Below are 20408 nucleotides of genomic sequence, written 5' to 3'. Positions count from 1 at the left end.
ATTCAAAAAATGTCTGAAGAGGAAATCGGCAAGCAATCCGGGGAAGAATCAGTTGAAGAACTTCAAAATTCAGAAAAAATAGTAGCTGAAGATCTTCCAAAGCTTTATTCCAAAAGAGTTATCTATGCTTTTTCCATCATATTTTCCACCCTTTTTGGTACTATCCTGCTTATGAGTAATCTCAAACAAACTGGCAATAAAAAAGGCTGGTACGAGGTGCTTATTTTTGGTGTTATTTTTACTGCAGGCGTGGTATTCACCGCGGCAAGTTTTAATATAGAAACCAATATCGGGTTGCCCCTGAATTTACTTGGCGCACTCATTCTCAACGAATACTTCTGGAATCGTTACATTGGAAAGGAAACTAAATTCGAGAAGAAAAGCTGGCATAAACCGGCGATCATTTCCCTGGTGATCACCCTTCCGCTTATTTATATTATTCTAACGGCAGGCGCCGGTGTTTAATAAATTTCTACTCATTTTCAATAAGTAAGTCTACCGAATAATCTCTCGCATTGATTTGTGTATTCAATTTGGGAAAAGGGCTCACATCGATCAACTTGAAATGAAGATTATTGATCATGGTATCCTGCTGAAAATTTGGATGTGTATGCAGAGCAAAACTTTTCTTTTCTCCTGCAGACTTTAAAGACAAGTACGCGACCGCATCGCCGGCCCATACACAAGTGGCAGCTTCAGGACATCTTGAATCGCCTATAGAGTCCAAACATAATTGAAAGGGCGTATCCTGAATATCGAAACATTTTCCGTTTTTCAGCATTGAATGCTCCCCTACTTTCAAATCCAGATCACTAATCTGATTGCTTTCTTCCTTATTACAACTCAAAAAAAACAGGGCTACTAAAAATGCAGAAATTACTTTCATATTTTAAATTTAAGAAGTTCTTCTTTTATCAGATGCATTTTAATAAAAAGGTTGCGTTGAACTGGGTAAACAAGATAAGAATCAGATTTGATAGGTAAAAAAATAAACTAAATTATTGACTTTCGGTTCTTTAAAATTAAAAGGATAAATTTTTTGGACCTTCTCAATAAGGAGCCGAAAAGTGCCTTAGAAATTCCGGTTTCCGGTTTATTTCTGTAAATTCCTGTTATGAACCGGGAAGTTATTATTGTGGGAGCCGGACCTGTGGGCCTTTCTCTTGCGGTTCAACTTGGGAAAGAAGGAAAAAGGGTTCTTCTCCTGGAGAAAAAACCTGCTACCAGCGAGCATTCCAAGGCAATTACCATTTGGCCGGCCACGCAAGAAATCCTTCACCAAATGGGAGCTCTCAAGGAGTTTAAGAAACAGGCACTTCATTTTGAAGTGGTTAAACTTTACGATGCCGATAATGATAATTTCATAATTCAATTTCCTCTAAAGGAATTGCAAAAAGAGACACGTTTTCCTGAGCTTTTGATCCTCCCGCAATACCGAACCGAAAAGATTCTGAAGGAAAATGTTGAAAATAATAAGTCAGTTGAACTGCAATTTAATGCCGAGGTTTTTTCTATTAAAGATCAAAAAGAAAAGGTAAAGGTTTCGTACCGAAAAAACAATGAAGAATTTACTGTTTCCGGCCGGTTTCTTATTGGCTGCGATGGCGGGAATAGTTTTGTGAGGGAATCCCTGAAAATTGAACTCAAGGGCAAAACCTTTCCTTTTAAGGCAGGCCTCGCAGACATTAAGCTTAAGACCGATAAAAAATTTCATTCCCCGCGCTTTTCTTCCGGCGATCACCTTTTCATCGCATTTTATATAGGCGATGACCTATGGCGGATCATTTTTCTGAAAAAGCATTCAGTAGAAACAAGAATAGGAGAAAAACTGGAAGAAATCATTCAAAAATTATTTGGCAGCGAAAATTTCGAAAAAATCTGGGAAAGTGAATTTCGCCTGCATAGTCGTACGGCCGAAAAACTTCATTTTGGCAATATCGTTCTTGCCGGAGATGCAGCCCATTTAAACAGTCCAGTAGGCGGCCAGGGAATGAACGCGGGAATTATAGACACTTTAAGATTGAAAGAAGCTTTATTGAAGGCCCTCAATTCTAACCAAAGTAAGCCTTTAACCGATTATGCTGAAAAAAGAAAGAAGGCCATTAAAAATGGGGTAAACAAAAACACCGCTTTTATGACTTCCCTCCTTCTCCGCCAAAATGGACGTTATGCACGCCTTGTTATTAAATCGCTAGCGCTCGCTCTTAAGATCGGCTGGATCCGGCATAAATTCTTACGAAAAATGAGTCTGCTTTCTGCCTAAACTATAAAAATCCCTAACTTCAGCCTTTCGCTAAAATGTCTGATTTAATCTACCCATGAAAGATAAAATAATAGCCCTGGAAAAAATGGCCGTTAGTCTTACTCCAGACGCCGAAACCAGAAATGAATGGAACCGAAAAATACTTGAATTTTCAGATAAATTTCTTGAAGATCTCGAAAAGAAAAAAGCCTATTATGGTTCCGAGCAAAAAGGTCTGGATATTTATAATTTTGATGTGGATGAAGATCCTGTTTCGCTGGAGGAATTGCTCCAATCATTTACTGAAAATATTGAAGAAACCGGAATCAATGCGGCTTCCGGAGGACATTTAGGATATATTCCCGGCGGCGGACTTTATCCCTCGGCGCTTGGAGATTATTTAGCCGCGGTGACCAATCGCTACGCGGGGGTCTTTTTTGCCTCTCCTGGCGCCGTCAGACTTGAAAACATGCTTTTGCGATGGATGTGCAGGCTGGTGGGATTTCCTGAAGATTCTGCTGTTAATTTAACTTCCGGAGGTTCCATTTCTAACCTTATGGCCGTGGTTACTGCCCGCGAAGCAGCCGGATTAAAAGCCAGGAATTATGAAAAAGCAGTAATTTACCTTTCAGAACAGGCACATCATTCCCTACAGAAAGCAATTCGAATCGCCGGACTTTCGGAAGCTCAATTAAGATATATTCCGCTGGATCAAAATCTGAGAATTTCTCCGGAAGAACTTAAAAATGCCATTCATGAAGACATGAAAAATGGCCTGATCCCATTTTTTATAAATGCTTCACTTGGAACTACCAATACGGGCGCCATCGATCCCCTGAGAGAAATTGGTGAAATAGCGCAAACAGAAAAACTTTGGTTTCATATTGATGCCGCCTATGGCGGATTTTTCAAACTCGTCCCCGGGCTGGAAGAAAAATTTCGCGGGGTAGAAATGGCCAATTCCATTACCCTGGACCCTCATAAATCTTTGTTTCTTCCATTCGGAACCGGGGCCATTCTTATAAAAGACAAAAAGGCGGTGCTGAAAGTCCATCATTATCTGGCCGATTATATGCAGGATACACATTCGCTTAATGAAGAAACTTCTCCGGCAGATATTTCGCCTGAACTCACAAAACATTTTAGGGGCTTGCGGCTATGGTTGCCATTAAAACTTTTTGGATTAAAACCTTTCAGGGCAGCACTGGAGGAAAAAATATACCTGTCAAAATACTTTTATCAGGAAATTGGAAATATGAAAAGATTTGAAACCGGACCTGAACCGGAACTTTCTATCGCTATGTTTCGCTATGTGCCGGAAAATGGAAATGCCAATACTTTCAATGAAAATCTGCTTGAAGAAGTACGAAAAGACGGACGTATTTTTCTTTCTTCCACTACTATCAACGGTATTTTCTGGATTCGGGTAGCAATTCTTGTGTACAGGACGCATTTGAAACAAATTCAGCTTCTTTTGGAAATTTTAAAGCATAAAACCGCGGAGTTGGAAGCATAGCAAATAAAATCCCTTCTTTGTATCAAAAGATACCGAGTTTCAGCTTAAACATTTCATAAGTTTCCATGAAAATGGCAAACAGATGAATTTATTATTTTTAAAGGGGAAGTGCGATGGTAAAAATATAAAACACTAAAAACGGCTATTATTAGTAGAGGGCTGCTGGAAAAAAGTTATTGAAGAAGGTACTTATACTCTTTCTTCTCCGGATAATACGCTTGCTGATCATGGGAAATACATTGTGATCTGTCCAAACGAAGGATAAGCCACTTTAAAATCCGATTTATAAAGGAACTTTTTACCCGAAAGCTCCACAGTAATTATCAAAATCCTTATTTATAGTAATTTTTTGATATTTTAGAGGTTATAATTCCCGATGGCCGAAAATCCTCTTTATGTTCTTGGAGTCCTCTGTGCGCTCATTGCACTAAGTGAGTTTCTTTGCAGGTATACTTTTTTAAAACATTTAAGCAGTTCTTTACTGGTAATAATCCTGGGTGCCTTATTTGCCAATTTCGGAATTATCCCCACGGCTTCAAATGCCGGTGAACTCTATGCCATTATTTTCACTTATGTCGCCCCTGCCAGTATTTTCTTCCTATTACTGGGTGTAAATCTCAGAAAAATAAAGGAAGCAGGAATGCCTATGCTCCTCGCCTTTTTTATAGGTGCCCTGGGAACCATGATCGGTGTTTTAGTGGCGCTTCAATTAATAGACTACAAAACAGTTTTTGGAGTGAATTATCAGGCCGTTGCCGGTATGATGACCGGAACTTATGTTGGAGGCAGTGCTAATTTCAACGCGCTGGCCATTCATTATGGAATGTTGAGGGAAGGAGCTGAATATACCGGTCTTGTGGTTGCCGATAATATTGTCACTGCCATTTGGATGCTGGTGACCTTAAGTCTTCCGGTGATCATGAAAAAGATAAAACCTCATCCTGAAAGTATACCGACCACAAAAAAGGCAGTCGTAAGTAAAAAACAGAAAAAGACAGATCCCCTTCAGCTTTCCTTTTTGCTTGCCCTGGCAATTTTTACGTTGATCGTTTCAGATACTCTGGCCGGCTGGAGTGAAAGCCTGGGTTTAGGAATACCCTCTATTCTTATCCTCACCACCATTGCACTTATTTTCGCTCAGTTTAGATATTTTCAAAAACTTGAAGGAGCCAATTTACTGGGAATGTTCAGCATTTATCTTTTCCTAGTAGTGGTAGGTGCGTTTTGTGAGATCGGAGCGCTGCAAAGTGTAGGTGAAAAAGCACCCGATATTCTTATTTTCACTTCGACCATTGTCCTGGTACACGGAGCTTTTTTATTCCTCATCGCGCTGATATTTAAATTTGACTGGGTAGTAGTCGCCATTGCCTCCCAGGCCAATATAGGAGGCGCCAGCACAGCTTTAGCTCTCTCTAAGACTTTTAACAGGAGCGATCTATTGCTGCCAGCCATCCTGGTGGGTTCCCTGGGAACAGGATTAGGTACTTATGTTGGTTTCCTGGTGGCCGGGATGCTGAGCTAAACAAAGAATTATTTAATTTTAATCTCTAAACCCTTTGATTTTGAAGACCGAAAAAGAAAAAATGCTTGCCGGTGAGCTATATAATGCTCTTGATAAGGAACTTTCAAAAGAAAGACTGGAATGCAGAAAATTGCTAAAAGAATTAAATGATTCCGGCCCGGAAGAAATAAAAAAACGAAAAGAAATCCTGAAAAAACTTGTGCCCCATTCAGGCAAAAACCTCTGGCTCGAGCCTCCCTTTTATTGTGATTACGGAAGTAACCTTGAAATTGGGGAAAAGGTTTTCTTCAATTTTAATTGCGTGGTACTTGATGTTGCAAAGGTAAAAATTGGTTCTCGCAGTCTCTTCGGACCAAATGTTCAAATTTATACTGCAACGCACCCGATGGATCATAAGGAAAGAGCGAGTATGCTGGAATCTGCAAAACCGATTGTAATTGGGGAAGACGTGTGGGTTGGCGGAGGTGCAATTATTTGTCCGGGCGTATGTATTGGCGATCGCAGCGTGATTGGTGCAGGAAGTGTAGTAACTAAAAATATTCCTTCTGATGTTTTCGCGGCTGGGAATCCGTGTAAGATCATTAAACCTATATCTGCAAGATAATTAAACAACTCATTTTCTATGACTTAAAGTGAGAAACACCTTTCTGACTTATTTTTTTTCAGGTTCAATAACTCTAAATTTATTCCCTTTATCGAAAAATCTGAAAACAAATCTGTACATTTTCTAAATTCATTTGATCAACCAATACCTTAAAAAAATGAAAAAAGGAATGATCAAATTAAGCGTTCTCTATCCCAATGGGGAAGGAAAGCATTTCGACATCGATTATTATTGCATTAAGCATGTTCCCCTGGTGGGAGAGTTACTTGGAAACGCCATTAAAGCGGCAAGTATCGAAAAGGGAATTGGAGGAATGGAGCCCGATAGTCCGGCACCATATGCAGCCATGGGAAATCTGTATTTTGACTCTATGGATTCTTATGAAAAATCTTTTATAGCCAATATTGAAAAAATATCTGCCGATCTTCCCAATTTCACCAATATTGAACCGATCGTCCAGTTAAGTGAAGTTAAGATTTAGAAAAAGGAAAAAATTTCCATTTCTATTATTCTTGTTACAGGAGAAAACCTAAAATTTTCTTCATATGTGTGGCATTTATTACTTTCCATAAACTGAAAAAATTTAGTTTTTAAATCCTGTTCCAAAATCTCAGCAATGAAGGATAACTTTAAAAATGCAGTGAATATCTTCAATAAATATGCCTCGAGCTATGAAGAAAAGTATATGGATGTTTCACTGTATGAGAACTCTTTGGAAGGGCTGCTTAAAATGTTATCTACAGAAGCCAAAGTGCTGGATTTAGGTTGCGGGCCGGGTAATATCAGTGCATTCTTCCTGAGGCAAAGACCAGGCCTGGAGATAACCTGCGTAGATGCTGCCGAAAAGATGCTCAGGATCGCTAAAAAGAACAATCCCACTGCCGATTGCCGGCTGATGGACATTCGGGAAGTTGAAACTCTGGATAAAAAATTTGATGCGGTAGTCTGCGGCTTTTGTCTTCCCTACCTCACAAGGCAGGAAACCGAAAAATTATTGAAGGATATATCTAAAATTCTGAATAAACACGGGCTCCTTTATTTAAGCACTATGGAAGATTCTTATAGCAATTCGGGTGTGAAGAAATCGAGCTCCGGGGAGGATGAATTGTTCATTTTTTATTATGAAGCCGAATATCTCAAAGATCTTCTGAAGCAGAATGGTTTTAAAATACTTTATGAGGAAATGATTCCGCAGCCTGAAGATCAGCCTTCTTCCGGCCAGGATATTGTACTGATTGCGCGTCAATAAAATCTACAAAGCATTTCTATTTTTTATTATTTTAGTCGGCATAAAAAGCAGGAAATTGATCTCTAACCGCCAAAGTCAACAAATGGAAAATAATTTAGAATCAACAAAAATAATCCGAAGGGAAAATATAAAAGCGGGGCTTTCGACCTTCGTAAATCAGGTTTATAACTGGATGACCCTGGCATTGCTTATTACCGGTCTTACCGCGTATGTGGTTGCAGATACTCCAGCACTGGTAATGGCCATCTTGTCTAATAAATTACTTTTTTATGGGTTGCTTATTGGCGAACTATTACTGGTAGGATATCTTTCAGGGGCCATTAATAAACTCAGTGCTGTCAATGCCACCGCCCTCTTTCTGGTCTATTCCGCGATGAATGGCCTTACGTTTTCGGTAATTTTCCTGATTTATACGGCAGAGTCGCTTGCCGGCACCTTTTTTATTTGTGCAGGAACCTTTGCAGCTATGAGCCTGTATGGATATTATACTAAAAAAGACCTCACCAGCATTGGCAATATTGCTTTCATGCTTTTAATAGGAATTATTATCGCTTCGATCGCTAATTTTTTTATGAATAGTGAAGCTTTATACTGGATCATCACCTACCTGGGCGTTTTTATTTTTATCGGACTCATAGCATATGATACCCAAAAAATTAAGAGAATTTACCACGAAGGTTTTGAAAGTGAAGAAACCGAGAAAAAAGGTGCGATTCTCGGAGCTTTGAGACTATACCTGGATTTTATCAATTTGTTCCTTTTCCTGTTGCGGATATTTGGCAGAAGAAAATAATTGAACTTCTATTATAGAAGAGTTTTTCTGCCGCCGGTTTTATTTTTTAATTTAGGGAAGCAAGAAAATTAAAAGATATGATCGGGATTATTTCTTTGTTATCCATCATTTTGCTCTCCCTGCTTATTACCCGCATTGGAGCAATTGCACTTGTTCATACTGGCCTGTCAAAAGAATCTGCAAACCTGCAGGCAAGATCTGCCTTTACAGGAACGGGATTCACTACCAGGGAATCTGAGCAGGTGGTTAATCATCCCGTTAGAAGAAAAATACTGATGTGGCTTATTTTCCTTGGTAATATTGGAATTATTTCAACAATTTCATCGCTGGTCTTAAGTTTTATTTCGGTGGGAACTTCAGGTATTTTTTCCTGGGAAACCCTTTTGCTTATTGGGGGCCTTATTGGTCTATGGATTTTATCCCGCAGTAGTTTTATAGAGAAAAAACTTGCTATTCTTATAGACTGGGCTCTGAAGAAATACACCAATCTCGACGTTCGCGATTATTCCAGTTTATTGCATTTATCTAACAATTATCGGGTTTCAGAAATTCTTGTGGAAAACCATGACTGGCTAAACAATAAAACCCTGCAGGAAGCGAAATTGCCAGAAGAAGGCATACTTGTTCTGGGGATTAGCAGGGAAAACGGAAAATTCATTGGTGCTCCAAGAGGAAACACGCAAATAAAAACCGGCGATACCATTTTGCTTTATGGCCGCGCCGCGCTTTTAGAATCTTTAGATGAAAGAATGGAAGGTTACAGCGGCAACCAGAGTCACGACGATGCCGTGAAAGAACAGAGTATTCTCTGGGAAGAAGAAGATCGGGAAGAGCGAAAAGAAAAACAGCAGGCCCAGGAAAGCTAATCGTTCAACAGCCTTTTTATCTGAGCCTGTTTTGATATATTTTCAGAAAAAGATGGGTAGACATTTTTCGCGCATTATTCTTCGCACGCTGCGCCAGTTCTCCTTCAAAAAGGGAATCAATAGTTTCAAACCATAAATTAAGCCAGATACCAAAATGATATTCACTAATGGCATTCTGGTTTTGCTCATCCACTTTATTATGAGCTTTTACAGGGTTACCCATATAGCTCCCTTTAAAGAACAGGTTGCTTTCCCAAAAATCTGTTAGTTTTTCAAAATGATGATCCCAATCGTTAATACTGTTATTAAAGAAAAAACCTATTTCTTCGTTTACACGAACTTTTTTATAGAATTCTGAAACCATTAAATAAACATCCTCTCTTGTTTTTATGTCCTGCTTCATTCCTTTTAAAAAAGATTCAAGATAATAAAGGCAGTGCTAACAAGGATGCTTATTATAAAAGAATTAAATACAAATTTTGGTTTCATCTGCGCAAGAACAGATGCATTGAACCACATCGCGACAATCACCACCAAAGAAAGTTCTATCATATTTATCAAGGTGTGGCCATTCATAAGAATTAGCATGGCAGCAATAGATCCTATACAGCTGGAAACTAAAATTCCCGTTGTTGCTCCTGCATAAAAATTCTCTTTAAAGTCAGATAAAGATTTCTCATAAAAATTCATAAGGCTTGTTTTTTAATTTCGATGCTAAAATAAAGGACATTTTTGTCCTAAAATATGATCAAAATCAGTTTATGCCCTTTTTTAGATAAAAAAAGACCGGTAAGCAATTAATTTCCAATAATTCGTATCTTTAAAAAACAACTACATAAAAACAACATTATGAAATACATCTTTTACCTTTTGTTTTTTCTGCTAGCCGTCCCTGCCAGTGCACAAAAGAAAATTCCTTCTCCCGAAAGTCAGATAAACACCGCTATTCTTGCTGCTCCCGAAGATAAAAGGGAGGGTGCCAAAGTTTATGGATATGATCAGGAAGGAAAAATGGTGGTATTGAGGGAAGGAAGCAATAATATGATCTGCCTCGCTGATGATCCTGATAAGGATGGAATAAGTGTCGCCTGTTATTCAAATAAACTAGAGCCTTTTATGGCCCGCGGAAGAGAACTTATAGCCGAAGGAAAATCTGAGCTGGAAAAGAGGGAAATCAGAAAAAAGGAAGTTGAAGCAGGTAAATTAAAAATGCCCGATACTCCCAGTACACTCTATATTTTTAGCGGTGATGAAGAAGATTACGATCCTGCAACAGGAGCCTTAAAAAATGGCAATTTTCGGTATGTGATCTATATGCCATATGCAACCGTCGAATCTACAGGGCTGGCAGATAAACCTGATGTTCCCGGGATGCCATGGCTTATGGAACCAGGCACTTATCGGGCGCATATTATGATCACTCCTCCTAAAAATGAGTAACTTTTAATTCTATTGAAACAATTATTATCATTTCTGATTATAATTGATTTTCGTCATACTTTTTATCCTCTTTTATGGTTATCTTAAAAGAGGATTTTTTATTACCTACTTTCAGAAGAGTCCAAATTGTAATGCCGCATCCTGATTAAAAAGTTGCAGGCAGTTTGCCCCATCTCAACGTAAAGTTGCTTTAATATTTTGTGTTTAATTTTTAATAAAAATGGAGATGAGAACAAAGATTTCTAACTGCTACGGCTGGGAAAGGCCCGAAATCATGCATAAATATTCAGTAATGTGGTGCTCAAGGCTGAATTTTATTTCCAAAGAACAGGAGTTCCTTACCCGAATGCTTAAAGAAAAAGTTTTTTTGATCATGGACTCCGATCTCACTGCCAAAGCAGAAAAACTTATAGAGCAACTTGATCATCTTAAAAAAGAAGCAATTTCACTTTTGCGCCAGGTCAACCTGCACAGGAACGGATTAAGGATTTTATTTGATAAAGTTACCCATGAGGAAGATTGGGATTATAAACATGCCCACAGGAAGTTAATGATTAAAATGCATGAATTCGACAGCAAAAACCAGGCTCTTAAAAAGGAAATTTTCCGCACCATCACCACAGCGATAAAACATCAAAAACAAAAGCGTTTATCTCTTTAAGCGGTAAGTGATTATTCATTTTTATTATAACTTTAGGAATTCAAATAGATTCCTATGTATAATTATTTCACAAGAATATCCCTTTTTTATATCCTTTTCCTACTTACAGCCAATGTTTTTTCTCAAAAAAACCTGATTATCAATACCGAAAATCGGGAACATATTTCCCTGAATGGCCAATGGCACTATCTTATTGATCCTTATGAAAATGGCTTTTATGATTACCGTTGGCAGGAAAGAAATGAAAATGATCCAGAAGCTTACTGGAATAAACCTGTAATAACCGATCCTTCTCAAAGGCGGGAACATCAGTATAAAAATGCGCCTACCTTAAAAGTTCCCGGTGATTGGAATTCCCAGGACTCTATTTTCACCTATTACGAAGGGACGGTTTGGTATCAGAGAAATTTTGACCTTCCAGAGATTTCCGAAGACAAACATTATTATCTCTATTTCGGAGCCGTAAATTATGAAGCTCACGTCTATCTTAACGGAAAAAAATTAGGCTCCCATAAAGGTGGATTCACTCCTTTTGATTTTGAAATTCCCAAAGAAATTTTGAAAAAAAACGACAACTTCCTGGTTGTCAAGGTTGATAATAAAAGGCATCCGGAGGAGATCCCTACTGTGAATACCGACTGGTGGAATTACGGCGGAATAACCCGTGATGTGAAATTACTGGTCCTGCCTGAAAATTTCATCAGCCAGTATTCCCTCCAACTTGATAAAGATCAGGATATACTGAAAGCTATCTCTTCGAAAAAATTTACCGTTAACGGATATCTGAAGCTCAATAATTCAGCAGCTGGCGAAGTTAGCCTTGAAATCCCGGAGCTGAATTTCAGGAAAAAGTTACATCCAGAAGCTGATAGTGTTCATTTCTCATTTCAGCTGAAAAATCTTAAGCTCTGGTCTCCGGAAAACCCTAAACTCTATAAGGTAAAATTGAAGCTCGACGACTCTGTTCTTGAGGATAAAATAGGTTTCCGAAAAATTGAAACTTCAGGAGACGATATTTTGCTAAACGGAAAAAAGATCTTTTTGCGTGGAATAAGTATTCACGAGGAAATTCCACAGGAATCCAGGAGAGCTAACAGCAAAGCAGATGCTGAACAACTTTTTGGATGGGCTCAGCAACTTAACGCCAACATGGTAAGACTGGCGCATTATCCGCACAACGAGTACATGACGCGTACAGCCGATTCCCTTGGAATGCTGGTATGGTCTGAGATTCCCGTTTACTGGACAATAGATTTCAAAAATGAAGAGGTTCTGAAAAAAGCTAAAAAACAGCTAAAAGAAATGATCATAAGGGACCGCAACAAAGCATCTGTGATCATATGGTCAGTGGGAAATGAAACCCCTGTAAGCCCTTCGAGAACTGCATTTATGAAAGAATTGATAGAAACAGGAAAAGAAATGGATGGCAGCCGATTAATGGCCGCGGCTTTAGAAGTAAATTACAATGAAGGCGTGAATTATATTGATGATCCGCTTGGAAAATATACCGATATCATTGCGGTTAATGAATATCTTGGCTGGTATGGTGGCCTACCCGACGCGGCGCAATCGGCGAAATGGAAAACGGCCTATGACAAACCCCTGTTCTTTAGTGAAACCGGTGCAGGCGCCAAAGCAGGATTTCACGCCGACAAACGAACGCGATGGAGTGAGGAATATCAGCAGTGGTATTTTGAAGAAACCATTGATATGATGAAACGTATGCCCGATAATTATACGGGAATGTCTCCATGGATCCTTGCCGATTTCAGATCACCCCGAAGAAATCATCCGGTCTATCAGGAAGGCTGGAACCGCAAAGGTTTGATAAGTAATGAGGGAGAAAAAAAGCTGGCTTTCTATATTCTGCAGGAGTATTATAAAGAAATGGAAGAAAAATATGATAAATAAGACAGTTCATCATTTGCAGAACAAATCTTAAAATAAGCAAAAATAATAGGTGGATTTATATGTTTTTGCAAACTTGAGTATCTTTCCGTATAATTTCCATTTTTAAAAGGAAATTTGGAAAAAACCAACTATAAAATACTTATAATTCTATGATTTTCTTTCAAACCAAAAATTTTACAAATGCTGTTCTTTCAGCAGTTTTGCTGGTCATATTTACTGCCTGCAATAATAATCCAAAAGAACAGGCAAAAGCAGAGAATACGGGAAATGACTCCCCCGTTGCTGTAAAGAATGAAACCGACCTCAAGTTACCTGAAGGTTTTGGAGCAACCGTTTTTGCCGATGATCTTGGCCAGGCCAGGCACCTGGCGGTAAATTCGAATGGAGATGTTTTTGTAAAACTCGCAGATGCCGATGACGGCGGGATAGTGATCCTTACCGATAAGGACAAAGATGGAAAATCAGATTCAAAAGAAACTTTCGGAGATTACGGAGGTACGGGAATAGCAATTAAAAATAACAAACTTTATGCTACCTCTAATTCTGCAATTTTCAGATATGACCTGAATGAAAGCGGTCTTCCTGTAAACAGGGAAAAACCTGATACCGTGGTTTATGGCCTAATTGATCGCAGACAACACAATTCCAAGTCGATCACACTGGACGAAAGTGGCCATATTTATGTGAATATTGGCGCGTATTCCAATGCCTGCCAGGTGAAGGACAGAACGAAAGGTTCTCCCGGAAGACGCCCCTGCCCTATTCTTGATTCCGCCGGTGGAATTTGGAGATTTGAAGCAGATAAGCTTAAGCAAACCTATGACGGGAATTCCAGGTATGCCACCGGACTTCGAAACGTGGTAGGCCTTGACTGGAATTCAAAAGCCAACCAGTTATTCGTAATGCAGCATGGTCGCGATCAGTTGCACGGATTATTTCCTGATCTATACACCGAAGAAGAATCAGCTGTACTTCCGGCCGAAACCATGTATGCCATAGATGAAGGTGATAACGCCGGCTGGCCTTATATTTATTATGATCAGCAAAAAAATAAAAAGCTTGTAAATCCCGAATATGGCGGTGATGGAATAAAAGAAGGCAGTGACGAATATATAGATCCGGTAATGGCCTTTCCCGGACATCTTGCTCCCGACGGATTGCTGTTCTATACCGGCGATATGTTCCCGGAACGTTACAAAAACGGAGCCTTTATCGCGTTTCATGGTTCATGGAATCGTGCACCCCAACCTCAGGAAGGATATTACGTGGTATTTGTTCCTTTCGAGAATGGTAAACCTTCAGGCGACTGGGAAATCTTTGCAGACGGATTTGCCGGAACCGAAAAGATAGAATCTCCAGGCGATGCCAAACACCGTCCGGTAGGCCTTGCACAGGGACCCGATGGAGCTTTATATGTTTCAGATGACGCCAGTGGAACTGTTTTCAGGATCACTCATTAAACTTTAGTCTATGAAAAAAATCATTTTTGTTTTTATTTTTTCAGTAGCCGGGATCGTGTCTTGCAAAAATTCAGAAAAAAAGCAGACTTCTGTTGATGAAATGGATAAGGCCATGGCAGAAGAAAAATCGGCTGCTCCCCGTGATAATGCCGCGCAGGAAGAAGGAAAAGCGATTTTTACCCAATATTGCGTAACCTGTCACCAGGCGAATGGCAGCGGTGTTCCAAATTTGAATCCGCCGCTAAAACAAACCGAATATGTTTTGGGTGAAAAGGACCGGCTGATTGGAATTCTTCTGAACGGATCTTCAGAAGGTCTTGAAATAAAAGGAAAAACCTATTCCAATAATATGCCTTCTTTTGATTATCTAAGTGACCAGCAAATTGCCGATGTTCTTACCTATGTTCGAAGCAATTTTGGAAATGATGCTTCGGCGGTGAGCGCGGCAGAGGTGAAAACCGCAAGGAAAAAAAATAAAAATTAGCTTTTGAGATAAATTCAGAAGGACCAATATTTTTATTTAGAAAACTGCTTTTTTTATCTTTTGCTATTATGATGAAGGTCATAATCTTCTGAAGATTCTTTCCGTAACTTCAGCTACTTAATCATTTGCAATGAACAGGAGTCGGGAAGTCATAAAATCTTCAGGAGAAAAAGCAATTTTTTCACCTGCAAAACTTAAAAGATCCCTTCTGAAAAGCGGGGCCGATGAAAAAACGGCAGGAAGGGTTCTCAGGGAAATATCTGATGAACTCTATCCCGGAATTTCTACCAAAGAAATTTACAACCGCGCATTTTCAATGCTGAAAAAATGCGGGGATTCCTACGCTTCCAGGTACAGTCTCAAAAAAGCCATTTATGAATTAGGCCCTACAGGATTTCCTTTTGAAAAGTTCATTGGGGAAATAATGAAAAGAGAAGGTTTCGAGGTGAAAATAGACCAACTGCTTGAAGGTAATTGCGTCACTCACGAGGTTGATGTAGTGGCTTTTAAAGCTGGAAAAAGGTATTTGGCAGAATGCAAATTCCACAGTGAGGAAGGCAAAAACTGCGATGTGAAGGTCCCTCTGTACATTTATTCCCGGTTTCAGGATATACACGCTGCCGGGAAAAAGAATGGAAAAGCCGAAGGTCAGGGATGGGTTGTCACCAATACCAGGTTTACTGAAGATGCCCTTCAATATGGACGCTGCATGGGATTATACCTTTTAAGCTGGAATTATCCGGAAAAAATGAGCCTTAAAAAGCGCATAGATGACCTGAAGCTTTATCCTGTGACCATTTCAACACTACTTTCTTTGGAAGAAAAGCAGTTTATGCTGGAAAGGGGAATCGTATTGGCGAGTCAGTTGTTAAAAAACGAATATTTACTTGAACATCTGGGAATTTCGGAAAAAAGGAAAAGAAGGATCCTCAGTGAATTCAATAGTATCTGTAATAGCCATGAAAAAGCTTAATATTCAATTTTTGGGCGCGGCGGGCACCGTCACCGGGTCTAAATTTCTTGTAGAAACCGATCATTTAAACATCCTTATCGACTGCGGATTTTTCCAGGGGCTCAAAGAGCTGCGCTTAAAAAACTGGGAAGATCTCCCAGTAAATGTTTCCAAAATTGATTATGTACTTCTTACCCATGGACATCTGGATCATACCGGCTATCTTCCCAGGTTGATATCCCAGGGATTTAAAGGGGTGATCCTGGGGAATGCCCCTACTTTGGAAATAGCTGAGATCATTCTAAAAGATACAGCGCGCATCCAGGAAGAAGAAGCCGAAAAAGCCAATAAAGAAGGTTTTTCCAAACATCATCCCGCGCTTCCGCTTTATACTTTGAAAGATGCAGAGGAGACCCTAACTTTCTTCCGAATTTTTCAAAGCGGGGAATGGAACGAACTCGGCGAAAAGGTAAAATTCAGGCATCGTTTAGGAGGTCATATTTTAGGGGCCGGTTTTATTGAACTGGAGGTGGACGGAAAACTGCTCCTGTTCTCGGGAGACCTGGGACGACAAGAAGACCTGCTTTTAAATGCCCCGGAAAAACCAGAATGGGCAGACTTTCTATTTCTTGAAAGCACCTATGGGGACAGGCTTCATCCTGAAGAAAATGTAGAAAAAATACTTGGTGACAATATACGGGATATGATCTATGAAAATGGCATCATGCTCATTGCCTGTTTTGCCGTGGAGCGGCTCCAGTTAATAAGCTATTTGCTGTGGAAGATGTTTCAAAAAAATCAAATTCCAAATGTCCCGATATATATTGACAGTCCCATGGGCGTGGATGTTACCGAGCTATTCGGCAATTTTCAGCATTTTCATAAAGTGGAAAACTCCGAATTTTCTGCAATGAAAAATCATTTCGAACTGGTAAGTTCTTACAAGCGTACCTGGGAGATCATAGATGAACAAAGACCCAGAATAGTGCTCGCCGGCAGCGGAATGCTTAGCGGTGGCAGAATTTTAACCTACCTCTCCAAATTTATAGATAAACCCAACACCAGGCTGGTTTTAACGGGCTATCAGGCAGAAGGAACACGTGGTCGAAAAATCGAAGAGGGGGCTGAAGAAATCAAGATCTGGGGAAAATATTATGAGGTGAAAGCAAAACTGGTAAAAATTGAAAGTCTCTCAGCGCATGCCGATCAAAAAGAGTTACTGGATTGGAGTAAAAACATTAAAAATATACCGGAGAAAGTGTTTTTAGTGCATGGCGAAAAAAATGCAGCAACTACTTTAAAATCCAGGCTGGAAGTTGAAAATAATTGGAAAGTGAGGATTCCGGAGCTTTACGAAAAAATTAATCTTTTCCCATAATCTTTTTTTGAAAAGCATCTGAAAACTGATAAATATCATTCTTTTTTTTCGGGTAGGAGCCTATATTAGTTAGCTTAATTTGTTTAAATAATTAAAATTGTAGGTTATGTCATTAGTAAAATCTAACAAGAGAAGATTTCCCTGGATGAATGGCGACAGTAAAGCGCCCTGGGGCCTGGAAGATCTTTTTGATGACGACTTCTTCAAAATTAAAAGAAGTTTGCCAGCAATGAATGTTAAGGAACATGAAGACGATTTTGAAATTGAATTTGCCGTCCCCGGTTTCTCAAAAGAAGATTTCGAGGTGAGCATTGAAGATGATCTTCTCTATGTTTCTGCCGAAAAAAGTCAGGAAGAAATTGAGGATGAAGACGATTTCACCAGAAAAGAATTCAGTTATTCCAATTTCCACCGTACCCTCCAGCTTCCAAAAAGTGTAGATGTATCTAAAGAAGTCAAAGCAAACTACAAAGATGGTGTACTTCGATTAAGACTTCTGAAAGAAAAAGAAGCAATTAAAAAAAGCCGAAAACAGATTAAGGTATCATAAAGCTGTTTAGTTAGGTTTTTAAAGGTGGAGACCGCTCAAGCATTCATTTTTTCATTTATTAGTAAAAAGTATTTGAGAAAATTGAAGTTATAGCGGTCTCTTTTTTTTCCGCCACTTATTCTTAAAATTAAAAGCCTTGAAACTTTTTTTGAATTTTCTTTAAATGAGTAAAAGCCTGTATCGTCCACACGAATCGAGGGAAAACACCGTTTTGTTTCCCGCTTTTAAAGAGAGAGTTTCAAAAAATGAATATGATGCTTTAGGCGAGGATTTTGAGAAGAAAGAGCATGTGAAATTTGGCGAGGATGGTTTCGATCATATAGTTACCGAGGTAGCTGAAATTGAAAAGTAGCCGGGATTTTACGATCCTGATCAGTTTACTCCCAAAGCCAGAATGGTTTCTTCAATAAAAATAATCCGCAACTCTTTACTGTAACCATTGTTACTGTTTAATTCAGGCCTTCCGCGTAAATTTGAGAATAAATAATTCTTATGAAAACTTTAGGGCTAATCGGCGGGACTTCCTGGCACTCCAGCATTGTATATTACAGGCTAATTAATGAAATGGTAAGTGAACAAATTGGTTCACAGGCCAATCCCGAGTTAATTCTTTACAGCATCAATATTGAATTAATGAGAGAGCAGAACAGGAATAAAATCAATGCCAAATACCTTGAAGTCTCTTTAAAACTGCAGGAAGCAGGCGCAAAAGCAATTGTTATTTGCGCTAATACACCTCATATGACCTACGCTTATATTCAGCCAAAATTAGACATTCCTGTCCTACACATTGGAGAAGCCATTGGCAGGGAGGCAAAAAAACGGAATTTGAAGAAATTAGGTCTGCTTGGAAATAAACCTACCATTACCGGCAATTTTATACCAGATTATCTGAAAAAAGAATTTGGAATCGAAACCATTATTCCTTCAGAAGAAAATATTCTCCAATCCCATCATTTTGTATCTAAAGAACTTACCCAGGGAAAATTTACCGCGGAAGCTAAAAATTTCTATATCCAACAGATCAATGATCTCAGGAAGCATGGTGCCGATGGAGTGATACTGGGCTGCACCGAGCTGCCAATGCTGCTCGAACAGGAAGAAGTTGAGGTGCCGCTAATCTCCACAACACAACTTCATGCAAAACTGGCAGCCGATTTCATTTTAAATGATTAGTTGAATAGGTACATTATTAATTCAGCCTTTCTCCATGCTGTGAATGGTCCAATCCTAATTCTTCATGTCCTTCTTTTACCCGCAGAGGCAGGATCAAATCGGTGATCTTATACAAAAGAAGGCTTCCGAAGAAGGTAAAAATAGCGACAATGACCAGGGCTAAAAGATGGTATAAAAAGGTTGTGGGATCGCCGTAAATCAATCCCTTGTCTTTGGCAAGTATGCCGGTCAGGATCATTCCCACGATGCCTCCCACACCGTGGCTGGGAAAAACATCCAGGGTATCGTCAATAGTGGTCTTTTTATGAAATCTTATCACCAGGTTACTCACCAGTGCCGCTACAAAACCAATAAAAATACTTTGTCCCAAGGTCACAAAACCAGCCGCGGGAGTGATAGCAACAAGTCCTACCACCGCACCGATACAGGCTCCCATAGCCGACATTTTTCGGTTTAAGAAACGGTCAAAGAAAATCCATGTTAGCATACTGGTAGCCGAAGCAAGATTTGTGTTGGTCAAAGCGATCACCGCATCTTCATTGGCACCAAAAGCAGATCCTGAATTGAATCCGAACCAGCCGAACCAAAGGAGCCCGGTACCAAGTATCACAAAAGGAATATTAGATGGATCATCTGAAATATTCTTCCGTTTCCCCAGATACATTGCGCCTGCCAGTGCAGCAAAACCAGCAGACATATGCACCACCGTTCCGCCGGCAAAATCGAGCACGCCCCATTTGTGAAATAATCCATCAGGATGCCAGGTCATGTGGGCAAGAGGCGAATAAATAAACAGGGAAAATAATACCATAAAAAGAATATAACTTCTAAAGCGGATCCTCTCGGCAAAACTTCCTGTTATAAGCGCAGGCGTTATTATGGCGAATTTCAACTGGAATAAGGCAAATAATAAAAATGGAATGGTCGCGGCAAATTGCGGATTTGGAGAAAGGGAAACATTCCGGAAATTAAAATAGGTAAAAGGATTGCCGATGATTCCATAAATACTATCTCCAAAAGAGAGGCTAAAACCCACCAAAACCCACACTATACTTATTACTCCCAGGGCCACAAAACTTTGCAACATCGTGGAAATGATATTCTTCCGACTTATCATTCCGCCGTAAAAGAACGCCAGCCCAAAGGTCATAATAAGAACAAGTGCGCTGGAAACGATCATCCAGGCCGTATCACCCTTGTCAATTGCATCATGAAATTCGTTTACCTGATAAGGAGAACTAAATACAAGGCTTATTATCACCAGGATAATCAATACGATGAAATTCATCTTTTTGGCCATACCTAAAATATTTTAAGGCAGCTAATTTAAAAAAGACAAGGACTATTTATAGAAAACAGAAGTTTTGTGTCTAAAAAGTTAATAACAAAGCATTTAATTCATCTCTTTAACAAATCAGAAAAAATTTCATTAAAAATATTAGAAGGTCGTTTTACCCGCTTCATAATTTCAAAATCGGAAAAAACAGGAGATAATTTTGCTTTTTACGCAAAAATTCCAGGTTCAAGGTCAATGTTTATAACTTTTTAAGTTTACACCCCCTATTTAAAAGGGTCAAAATTAACTTCAGATAAATATTCAATAA

23 protein-coding genes are annotated in these 20408 nt (G+C 39.3%); 19 read left to right on the top strand and 4 right to left on the bottom strand.

Going from position 1 to position 20408, the window contains the following annotated elements; genetic code table 11:
* Nucleotides 1–9 precede the first annotated feature (9 nt).
* On the top strand, nucleotides 10–465 hold the full coding sequence (locus C7S20_RS12470) for a hypothetical protein (protein WP_107012777.1): 456 nt from the start codon (nucleotides 10–12) through the stop codon (nucleotides 463–465).
* 7 nt (nucleotides 466–472) lie between these two features.
* On the opposite strand, the gene C7S20_RS12465 is transcribed toward C7S20_RS12470, so the two are convergent.
* Nucleotides 473–886 (bottom strand): hypothetical protein, encoded by a 414-nt coding sequence (locus C7S20_RS12465; protein ID WP_107012776.1) that lies wholly within the window; start codon nucleotides 884–886, stop codon nucleotides 473–475.
* A 228-nt stretch (nucleotides 887–1114) separates the two neighbouring features.
* Between C7S20_RS12465 and C7S20_RS12460 the strand changes: the two genes are divergently transcribed.
* The 8 genes from C7S20_RS12460 to C7S20_RS12425 all read left to right on the top strand — a co-directional run bounded on the left by C7S20_RS12460 (nucleotide 1115) and on the right by C7S20_RS12425 (nucleotide 8792).
* Nucleotides 1115–2263, top strand: a complete 1149-nt coding sequence (locus C7S20_RS12460; protein ID WP_107012775.1) for an FAD-dependent oxidoreductase — start codon at nucleotides 1115–1117, stop codon at nucleotides 2261–2263.
* Nucleotides 2264–2318: 55 nt separating this feature from the next.
* The gene (locus C7S20_RS12455) at nucleotides 2319–3758 is read left to right on the top strand and encodes a pyridoxal phosphate-dependent decarboxylase family protein (protein WP_107012774.1); all 1440 of its coding nucleotides are present in this window, start codon (nucleotides 2319–2321) and stop codon (nucleotides 3756–3758) included.
* Between the two features lie 376 nt (nucleotides 3759–4134).
* Nucleotides 4135–5280: a DUF819 family protein gene (locus tag C7S20_RS12450; RefSeq protein WP_107012773.1), complete on the top strand. Its 1146-nt coding sequence runs from the start codon at nucleotides 4135–4137 to the stop codon at nucleotides 5278–5280.
* A gap of 40 nt (nucleotides 5281–5320) precedes the next feature.
* A complete protein-coding gene (locus C7S20_RS12445; RefSeq protein WP_107012772.1) occupies nucleotides 5321–5884 on the top strand; it encodes a sugar O-acetyltransferase in 564 nt (187 codons plus the stop codon).
* Nucleotides 5885–6041: 157 nt separating this feature from the next.
* Nucleotides 6042–6365, top strand: a complete 324-nt coding sequence (locus tag C7S20_RS12440; RefSeq protein ID WP_107012771.1) for an EthD family reductase — start codon at nucleotides 6042–6044, stop codon at nucleotides 6363–6365.
* Nucleotides 6366–6500: 135 nt separating this feature from the next.
* Nucleotides 6501–7133: a class I SAM-dependent DNA methyltransferase gene (locus tag C7S20_RS12435; protein WP_107012770.1), complete on the top strand. Its 633-nt coding sequence runs from the start codon at nucleotides 6501–6503 to the stop codon at nucleotides 7131–7133.
* Between the two features lie 82 nt (nucleotides 7134–7215).
* Entirely contained in the window at nucleotides 7216–7926 is a 711-nt protein-coding gene (locus tag C7S20_RS12430; protein ID WP_107012769.1) for a Bax inhibitor-1/YccA family protein, read from the top strand.
* Nucleotides 7927–8003: 77 nt separating this feature from the next.
* A complete protein-coding gene (locus tag C7S20_RS12425) occupies nucleotides 8004–8792 on the top strand; it encodes a TrkA C-terminal domain-containing protein (protein ID WP_107012768.1) in 789 nt (262 codons plus the stop codon).
* 16 nt (nucleotides 8793–8808) lie between these two features.
* Here C7S20_RS12425 and C7S20_RS12420 read toward each other — a convergent pair whose 3' ends face one another.
* Complete coding sequence (locus C7S20_RS12420) at nucleotides 8809–9195, bottom strand: group III truncated hemoglobin (protein WP_107012767.1); 387 nt, start codon at nucleotides 9193–9195, stop codon at nucleotides 8809–8811.
* 5 nt (nucleotides 9196–9200) lie between these two features.
* The gene (locus C7S20_RS12415; RefSeq protein WP_107012766.1) at nucleotides 9201–9482 is read right to left on the bottom strand and encodes a hypothetical protein; all 282 of its coding nucleotides are present in this window, start codon (nucleotides 9480–9482) and stop codon (nucleotides 9201–9203) included.
* A 159-nt stretch (nucleotides 9483–9641) separates the two neighbouring features.
* Between C7S20_RS12415 and C7S20_RS12410 the strand changes: the two genes are divergently transcribed.
* From C7S20_RS12410 to C7S20_RS12365, 10 genes are all read left to right on the top strand, one after another.
* Nucleotides 9642–10232 (top strand): hypothetical protein, encoded by a 591-nt coding sequence (locus C7S20_RS12410; protein ID WP_107012765.1) that lies wholly within the window; start codon nucleotides 9642–9644, stop codon nucleotides 10230–10232.
* Between the two features lie 226 nt (nucleotides 10233–10458).
* Nucleotides 10459–10893 carry a hypothetical protein gene (locus C7S20_RS12405; protein ID WP_159039923.1) on the top strand — a complete coding sequence of 145 codons (435 nt, stop codon included), beginning with the start codon at nucleotides 10459–10461 and terminating at the stop codon, nucleotides 10891–10893.
* A 54-nt stretch (nucleotides 10894–10947) separates the two neighbouring features.
* Complete coding sequence (locus tag C7S20_RS12400) at nucleotides 10948–12804, top strand: glycoside hydrolase family 2 protein (protein WP_107012763.1); 1857 nt, start codon at nucleotides 10948–10950, stop codon at nucleotides 12802–12804.
* 149 nt (nucleotides 12805–12953) lie between these two features.
* Nucleotides 12954–14264 carry a PQQ-dependent sugar dehydrogenase gene (locus C7S20_RS12395; RefSeq protein WP_107012762.1) on the top strand — a complete coding sequence of 437 codons (1311 nt, stop codon included), beginning with the start codon at nucleotides 12954–12956 and terminating at the stop codon, nucleotides 14262–14264.
* A 10-nt stretch (nucleotides 14265–14274) separates the two neighbouring features.
* Entirely contained in the window at nucleotides 14275–14748 is a 474-nt protein-coding gene (locus C7S20_RS12390; protein WP_227009006.1) for a c-type cytochrome, read from the top strand.
* Nucleotides 14749–14878: 130 nt separating this feature from the next.
* On the top strand, nucleotides 14879–15721 hold the full coding sequence (locus C7S20_RS12385) for an ATP cone domain-containing protein (RefSeq protein ID WP_107012761.1): 843 nt from the start codon (nucleotides 14879–14881) through the stop codon (nucleotides 15719–15721).
* Nucleotides 15681–17078: an MBL fold metallo-hydrolase RNA specificity domain-containing protein gene (locus C7S20_RS12380; protein ID WP_341476506.1), complete on the top strand. Its 1398-nt coding sequence runs from the start codon at nucleotides 15681–15683 to the stop codon at nucleotides 17076–17078. Before C7S20_RS12385 ends, C7S20_RS12380 begins: the two co-directional genes overlap by 41 nt.
* Nucleotides 17079–17184: 106 nt before the next feature.
* Nucleotides 17185–17628 (top strand): Hsp20/alpha crystallin family protein, encoded by a 444-nt coding sequence (locus tag C7S20_RS12375; RefSeq protein ID WP_107012759.1) that lies wholly within the window; start codon nucleotides 17185–17187, stop codon nucleotides 17626–17628.
* Between the two features lie 163 nt (nucleotides 17629–17791).
* Nucleotides 17792–17980, top strand: coding sequence for a hypothetical protein (locus C7S20_RS12370; RefSeq protein WP_107012758.1), 189 nt, complete (start codon nucleotides 17792–17794; stop codon nucleotides 17978–17980).
* Between the two features lie 140 nt (nucleotides 17981–18120).
* Nucleotides 18121–18804, top strand: a complete 684-nt coding sequence (locus C7S20_RS12365) for an aspartate/glutamate racemase family protein (protein WP_107012757.1) — start codon at nucleotides 18121–18123, stop codon at nucleotides 18802–18804.
* 16 nt (nucleotides 18805–18820) lie between these two features.
* Here C7S20_RS12365 and C7S20_RS12360 read toward each other — a convergent pair whose 3' ends face one another.
* Nucleotides 18821–20104 carry an ammonium transporter gene (locus C7S20_RS12360; protein WP_107012756.1) on the bottom strand — a complete coding sequence of 428 codons (1284 nt, stop codon included), beginning with the start codon at nucleotides 20102–20104 and terminating at the stop codon, nucleotides 18821–18823.
* Nucleotides 20105–20408: the final 304 nt, after the last annotated feature.

The sequence above is a fragment of the Christiangramia fulva genome, assembly GCF_003024155.1.
In the GTDB taxonomy this organism is placed as follows: domain Bacteria; phylum Bacteroidota; class Bacteroidia; order Flavobacteriales; family Flavobacteriaceae; genus Christiangramia; species Christiangramia fulva.
The sequence above is the reverse complement of the archived record's forward strand: the minus strand, read 5'-3'. Positions and strand labels throughout refer to the sequence as shown.